The sequence below is a fragment of the Candidatus Electronema sp. PJ genome, assembly GCF_048287395.1.
In the GTDB taxonomy this organism is placed as follows: domain Bacteria; phylum Desulfobacterota; class Desulfobulbia; order Desulfobulbales; family Desulfobulbaceae; genus Electronema.
Genome location: NZ_JBLWEO010000092.1, coordinates 22238 through 28912, shown reverse-complemented (window position 1 = coordinate 28912; position 6675 = coordinate 22238). Strand labels below are relative to the sequence as shown.

The following is a 6675-nucleotide window of genomic DNA, read 5'->3' as shown; positions in this document are numbered from 1 at the left end:
CTCGCGAATACCAACTCCCTCTTCAACAACCATGCGCACGGCTTCTCGCTTGAAATCGGAATCGTACCTGCGATAGCCCATAAACACACCTCCTGTTCCTGTCAGGGTAATTGGTGTGTCCGCTAAAGTGAAGATAGCTCAGACAGGTCAGCCGCCGTCTTCAATCCCTCCCCGCATTGACAGCCTGCAAAAAAATCTTATTTTCTCCTGCACAGTCACCCCACGGAGGAAGCCATGAAACTCGACAAATTCACTGTCAAATCGCAGGAAGCGGTGCAGGCCGCTGTCAGCTTGGCCGAGCAGTTCGGCAATCAGGAAATTCAGCCGGAGCACCTGCTGAAGGCGGTGCTGGAGCAGCCTGAAGGCGTTGCGGTTCCGGTTTTGCAGAAGATGGGCGCGAACCCCGCCGCCGTCCTCAGCGAAACGCAGCAGCTCATTGACAAGCTGCCCAAGGTCAGCGGCAGCGGCGCGGGCCAGGTCTATCCGTCCCAGAATTTCAGCAAGCTGCTCGACCAGGCGTTCAAAGAAGCCTCGGCCATGCAGGACGAATATGTCAGCCAAGAGCACCTTTTCCTTGCTGTCCTCAAAAGCGGCCACCTTGCCGCTGCGAAAATGCTGGAGCGGCTTGGCATCACAGCGGACAAGTTTCTGCAAGCCCTGACCGTCATTCGCGGCAATCAGCGCGTCACGGATCAATACCCGGAAGACAAATATCAGGCCCTCGAAAAATACGCCCGCAACCTCACCGATGTTGCGCGGCGCGGCAAGCTCGATCCTGTCATTGGCCGCGATGAAGAAGTGCGCCGGATTATTCAGGTTCTCAGCCGCCGCACCAAGAACAACCCGGTGCTGATCGGCGAGCCGGGCGTGGGCAAGACCGCCATCGTTGAGGGCTTGGCGCAGCGCATTGTCAACGGCGACATCCCGGCCTCGCTGCGGGGCAAGCAGGTGCTGGCCCTTGATCTTGGCCTGCTCATCGCGGGCGCGAAATACCGGGGCGAATTTGAAGACCGGCTCAAGGCGGTTCTGAAAGAGGTGGAGAAAAAAGCCGGGGAGATCATCCTCTTTATTGACGAAATTCATACCCTTGTCGGCGCGGGCGCGGCGGAAGGCTCGATGGATGCCTCGAACATGCTCAAGCCCGCCTTGGCTCGCGGCGAGCTGCACTGCGTCGGTGCGACCACGCTGGACGAATACCGCAAATATATTGAGAAAGACGCGGCCCTCGAACGCCGTTTCCAGCCGGTTCTGGTGCAGGAGCCGAGCGAAGAGGACACCATCGCCATCCTGCGCGGCATCAAGGAAAAATACGAGGTGCATCACGGCGTGCGCATTCAGGATGCGGCGACTGTGGCGGCGGTTGTGCTCTCCAGCCGCTACATCAGCGACCGCTTTCTGCCGGACAAAGCCATTGACTTGATTGATGAAGCAGCATCCAAGCTGCGCATCGAGATTGACTCCATGCCCACCGAAATTGACGAGCTGGAGCGCAAGCGGATCAAGATGGAGATCGAGCAGGAGGCGTTGAAAAAAGAGAAGGACAAGGCATCTCAAGAGCAGCTTGCTCGGCTGAAGAAAGACTTGGCCGAATTGAACGACAAGCTCAATGCCATGAAGGGCCAGTGGCAGCTGGAAAAGGATGTCATCCAGCGCATCCGGGCGATTAAAACCAAGATTGACGAGGCCCGCAGCGAGGAGCAGCGGGCGGAGCGGGCCGGTGATCTGAGCAAGGTGGCGGAAATCCGCTATGGCCGCATTGTTGCCTTGGAAAAAGAAATGGAGGCCGAAAACCGCAAGCTGGCTGAGGTGCAGCAGGAGCACCAGATGCTCAAGGAGGAGGTCAGCGCGGAGGACGTGGCGGCGGTTGTCGCTAAATGGACGGGCGTTCCGGTGGATAAGCTGCTGGAAGGTGAGAAGGAAAAGCTGGTTCAGGCCGAGCAGCAGCTCGCCCGGCGCGTGGTCGGCCAGAAAGAGGCCATCGTTTCGGTCGCCAACGCAGTGCGCCGCGCCCGTGCCGGATTGCAAGACCCGGACAGGCCGCTCGGTTCCTTCATTTTCCTTGGCCCGACCGGTGTCGGCAAAACCGAGCTGGCCCGCAGCTTGGCGGATTTTCTCTTTGATTCCGAGCAGGCCATGATCCGCATTGACATGAGCGAATACATGGAGAAGCACTCCGTGGCCCGCCTGATCGGCGCGCCTCCTGGCTATGTCGGTTACGATGAAGGCGGAATGCTGACCGAAGCCGTGCGCAGGCGGCCTTACTCTGTCGTGCTGTTGGATGAAATTGAAAAAGCGCATCCCGATGTCTTCAATGTCCTCCTGCAAGCTCTTGATGATGGCCGCATGACTGACGGCAAAGGTCGCACGGTTTCCTTCAAGAACACGATCATCATCATGACTTCCAATCTCGGCAGTCAGATCATCATGGAGCTGGGGCAGCGCAACCCGGAGGCAATGCGGCAGCAGGTGGATGAATTGCTGCACCGGCAGTTCAAACCGGAATTCCTCAACCGGGTTGATGAAATCATCACCTTCCACGGCCTGAGCCGCGAGGATTTGCTTCAAATTGTGGACATTCAGATTGCAAGAATGGCAAAACGTCTTGCCGACCGCAAGTTCTCTGTTGAATTGACCGAGGCGGCCAAGCTCTTCTTGGTGGATGCTGGCTATGATCCCGCCTACGGTGCGCGGCCTTTGAAGCGGGCTATTCAGCGGCAGATTGAAGACCCGCTGGCTTTGGAGATATTGGAAGGCAGGTTTGGTGAAGGCGACAGGATTGTGATTGATAAAGGGGAGGAGGGAAGGTTGGTTTTCAGAACGTAAGGCTGGCTGCTTTATCTCTCTCGAAAAAGGGCAGGCTTTGGTCTGCCATTTTGTTTTTCCTCAGTCAGCCTCTTTTTCCCAATCAGGATACATGCCTTCGTTAACAATCGCCTCCGCCGCCTGAAGCAGCTTGTCGCCGAGAAAGCCGGGCTGCTCTTTTTCCCGCAGCAGCATCCCGGCGGCACTGCGTTGGGCGGGAACGCGCAGATGCGGATGACCAAGGGCAATGAGGATATGATCAGTGCAGATTGTTTTGGAAAATTTTTTACGCTGATATTCTATGTCATATTTCCACTGGCTGAGGATTTCAAAGCAGGACTTGTTCAGCAGAAAAGGATCATCAAGATAATGCCGCAGTACAGCGGCAACAGTCTGTCTGCTGGTATATTTCCATTTGCTGATGATGTGCCGGGTCTCTTCCTGCCACGCTGGAATGGCAGGAAATGGGAACTCAAGGAGTCTGAAGTATTCATACTGATTCCTTTTCTTTTTCAGCAGGAAAGAAATGACATCCTCCGCCTGCCTGCTGGCGGGCGCGATGTTGAGACAGCGCAGCACCACATTAAATGGCTTCTGCTGCCAGTTGTCCAGAACACCAGCTGCGTAATCTGCCGCATCTTCGCCGGAGATGCTCAGGGCAGTGTAGATGACTTCAAAACTCTGGCCGTCCTTCTCCAGCAGTTTTCTGGCGAAAGGTTTGGCTTCTTCACGATCTAAAAGATTCAGGGCAGTGCAGATGATTTGATGCTCCTGGCCTTCCTTTTCCAGCAGTTTTTTTGCAAAAGGCTTGGCCTCATCTTTGTCCAAAAGATTCAGGGCAGTGCAGATGACATCGGCAGCTTGCCCTTCCGCCTCCAGCAATTTTCTGGCGAAGGGCTTTGCTTCTTCTCTGTCAAGAAGTTTCAAAGCGGTACATGTTATATCAACCCCTTGCCTTTCCTCAAGTAGCTTTTTAGCGAAAGGCTTTGCTGCTTCTCTATCAAGAAGTTTCAATGCCGTTATAATAATATTGCTGCTTTTATCCTTTTTAAGATTCTCTTTTTGAGCAATTTTCTTGATATTTTCTGATGTTAATCGTATTCCAGACAATCTTGCAACCTGATTTGCAGCAAGCTCGGCTATTACGATCTCATGTTTCTGTTTTGAAACTATAGAAATGTCTGGTACTTTGTCGGTATGCCGTTGATTGTGCTGTTCCACCTTTCCCCAAAGATAACTTTGAAGCAACCCTAATGTAACCCTTGAATTATTTGTAATTTTTGACAAATATTCTGTCATGGCTTTACGCAAATTATAACTGAGAAAACCAGCCTTCCGATCTTTAAATTCCACAGCACGTTCAAAAAAATCAGATGCCGTTACGACTAAGCAATTATCAGAAAAAACAAAATCCGTCATATTGAATGCCTTTCCTGCATGACAGCAATCAAGAATAATTATTTTCGTTGCCGCAGCACTGCGTTTAAATACATTGCTTATCTCTATCATGCTTAGGCATGTCTGTATAGGATTTCGATCTGGATCATCTAAAGGAAGAACCAAGTACAAATCTTCCCGAGGAATTCCATGTCCTGCAAAATAAAAGAGCAAGGTGTCATCTGGCCTGCTGTCAGTGGCAAATTTCTTTAAGCGGGCGATGATGGAATCACTGCATTCCTCCGGCGGCGGAATACGCGGCTCAGGCAATTCATAGCCCAGCGTTGCCAGCGCATCTGCAATCCGCTCCGCATCTGCCCGCGCAAATTGCAGATGATAATCCGCCCCGACAACAAAAGCCCGGAAGCTCATTGCTGGACTATTTCCTGACGGGAGGAGCCGATGCGCAGCAGAAAAACTGCGCCGTCTTTTGGTAGTTTCACCTGAAATTCAACACCTGCCGTTCTGTTCTCCGCCCTTGGCTCCTGTAGCACCGGAGTTTCAGTAAGCTCATAAAGCGGCTTGCCATCTTTGCCGAAAACCGGATTGCCTTTCGCGTCCCGCACCATAGTCAAGCTGCGGATTGGTGCCTGCTCCGTTTTCTTGTTCATGGTGGCGAGGATGTTGTCCGCTACTATGCCGACTGCGGCAACAAATGCCGCCGCAGCCATGCAGTTGACTGCAAAGGAAAGGGATAATTCCCGTGCTGTTGCGTTGCCATCCTCACCGCAGAACGGATTCAGCTCATGGCTCTCCCTTACCTCCACGCCCTGCTGCCGGAGCAGCCGCGCCAAGCTGGTCTCGTTCTGAATCAGCCATTTTTCCACTTCTTGCGGCAGCTCAACAAAAATTTTCACCTCGTCCATCGCGGTCTCCTGTTCGGTTTCAGTTAGTTATCTCCATTTCAATGCAAACATACCCGGCATAGCACAGCCTGACAATCCTGAAAGACAAGGCAGCTTCATTTCAAGAAAGAGAATAGGCGTAATGCCTGTCCCTTTCTGCTTTGATAGCAGTCTGTGGAATCTATTATATTCAGGCAGTATTAGGAGTTATGTTGTTGCAGCTTCCTGTTTGTCAGCTGCGACAACATTGTGGCGCAAGTCTGACAAAAATGCCTGTATCGCCCACCATATTGTCATCCTGTCTGCGAAAATGAACAGGAGGGGATATGGAGCATCTTTGTCTAGCCTGATAATTTTGCTGAAAAATTATCTCTCTTTCACCTTGGCACGGTTCTTGCTTTCTCAAGGATAAGAGCGGTGAACTGCGCCGCAAAAAAGATGACTCTTCTGCCTATTGAAAGAGCAATGAAAGCCTGTGCAAAATCCATGCGGATTGACAGCCTGATCCTGCCAGTTGCGCCGCAGGCCGTTTGCGGCAAACGCTTCGGTCACGGCCAAGCAATAGTCCCGGCCATGCCACCTGCGGAGGCAGTCGCTTGGCTTGGCGAGCTGATCAAAGGTGGTAAGGAGATACGCGGCGTGAACCTCTGCGGTCCCGGCGATGCACTGGCTGTGCCGGAGTTACTACTGGCTGCGCTTGACCTGCTCAAGATAAATTTTCCGCATCTCCTCGTAAAGATAACGGCTGCTGGGCTAGGGGCTGTGCCTTTAGCCGTTGCGCTGGCAGAACGACAGCAGGTGGCGCAGATCAGCCTGCAAGTTGAGGCGGTGGCTGGCGAAATTAGCAAAAAAATTTACCTCTGGATTCGTCCGAGCAAGAAGACCGTGCCGCTGGCGCAAGCAGCGGAGATGTTAATTATCGAGCAGGAAAAAGCAGTCGCGGCTTTGGCTCAAGCTGGACTAAAGGTGAACATTCAGACCACGGTTTACCCAGGCCTCAACGATCAGCACGTGTCGGCGATTGCGGAAAAGATGGCCAGGCTCGGCGCATCCTCAATGACCATGCTGCCCTTTGAGCCGGTTGCTGGCGAGGAGGAATTACCTGCCTGCGATGCAACAATGCTGAAAAAAGCCCAGCAAGACGCGGCGGCGTATCTGGACTTAGCCGAATACGGCTCTTCCTGTTTCACTCCGCCCAGCAGCAGTGGCAGTTTAGCTGGAATGCTCCTGCCTCAGCCGACGAAGGAGCGGCCTAACGTGGCTGTGGTTAGCAGCAACGGCATGGAAGTGGATTTGCACCTCGGTCAGGCCGACAAAATCCTCATCTACGGGCCGCGCAACGAAGACAGCCTGCCCTCGCTGCTCACGGTGCGCGATGTGCCGGAGGCGGGCACTTCTCGCTGGGAGGCCCTGTTCCGTGAATGCCTCTTTGATTGCTTTGCTCTGGTGGCGGCAAAAGCTGGGGAAAATCCGCAGAAGGTACTGGCTGCGCACGATGTGAAGATACTGCTGGTCGAGGACAATATTGAAGGTCTCGTCGATGTGCTGTACGGCGGCGGGAAGAAGAATAAATGCGGCAAAAAATAAGGAG

The 6675-nt window shown here is 53.3% G+C and carries 4 protein-coding genes; 2 read left to right on the top strand and 2 right to left on the bottom strand.

The annotated features are described in order from the left end of the window. Nucleotides 1-234 precede the first annotated feature (234 nt). A complete protein-coding gene (gene clpB / locus ACNKIB_RS14440) occupies nt 235-2823 on the top strand; it encodes an ATP-dependent chaperone ClpB (RefSeq protein ID WP_417911273.1) in 2589 nt (862 codons plus the stop codon). A 60-nt stretch (nt 2824-2883) separates the two neighbouring features. Here clpB and ACNKIB_RS14435 read toward each other — a convergent pair whose 3' ends face one another. Together ACNKIB_RS14435 and ACNKIB_RS14430 are read right to left on the bottom strand one after the other, a co-directional pair. After that, on the bottom strand, nt 2884-4611 hold the full coding sequence (locus ACNKIB_RS14435) for a caspase family protein (RefSeq protein ID WP_417911272.1): 1728 nt from the start codon (nt 4609-4611) through the stop codon (nt 2884-2886). Further along, on the bottom strand, nt 4608-5105 hold the full coding sequence (locus tag ACNKIB_RS14430; protein WP_417911271.1) for a hypothetical protein: 498 nt from the start codon (nt 5103-5105) through the stop codon (nt 4608-4610). Before ACNKIB_RS14430 ends, ACNKIB_RS14435 begins: the two co-directional genes overlap by 4 nt. Before the next feature lie 444 nt (nt 5106-5549). Here ACNKIB_RS14430 and ACNKIB_RS14425 point away from each other — a divergent pair, with 444 nt between their 5' ends. Beyond that, on the top strand, nt 5550-6671 hold the full coding sequence (locus tag ACNKIB_RS14425; RefSeq protein WP_417911270.1) for a dinitrogenase iron-molybdenum cofactor biosynthesis protein: 1122 nt from the start codon (nt 5550-5552) through the stop codon (nt 6669-6671). Nucleotides 6672-6675: the final 4 nt, after the last annotated feature.

What these genes read in the sequence shown, in the direction of transcription:
- clpB (WP_417911273.1), top strand. Translation starts at nt 235, where the DNA reads ATGAAACTCGACAAATTCACTGTCAAATCGCAGGAAGCGGTGCAGGCC.
- ACNKIB_RS14435 (WP_417911272.1), bottom strand. Translation starts at nt 4,611, where the DNA reads ATGAGCTTCCGGGCTTTTGTTGTCGGGGCGGATTATCATCTGCAATTT.
- ACNKIB_RS14430 (WP_417911271.1), bottom strand. Translation starts at nt 5,105, where the DNA reads ATGGACGAGGTGAAAATTTTTGTTGAGCTGCCGCAAGAAGTGGAAAAA.
- ACNKIB_RS14425 (WP_417911270.1), top strand. Translation starts at nt 5,550, where the DNA reads ATGAAAGCCTGTGCAAAATCCATGCGGATTGACAGCCTGATCCTGCCA.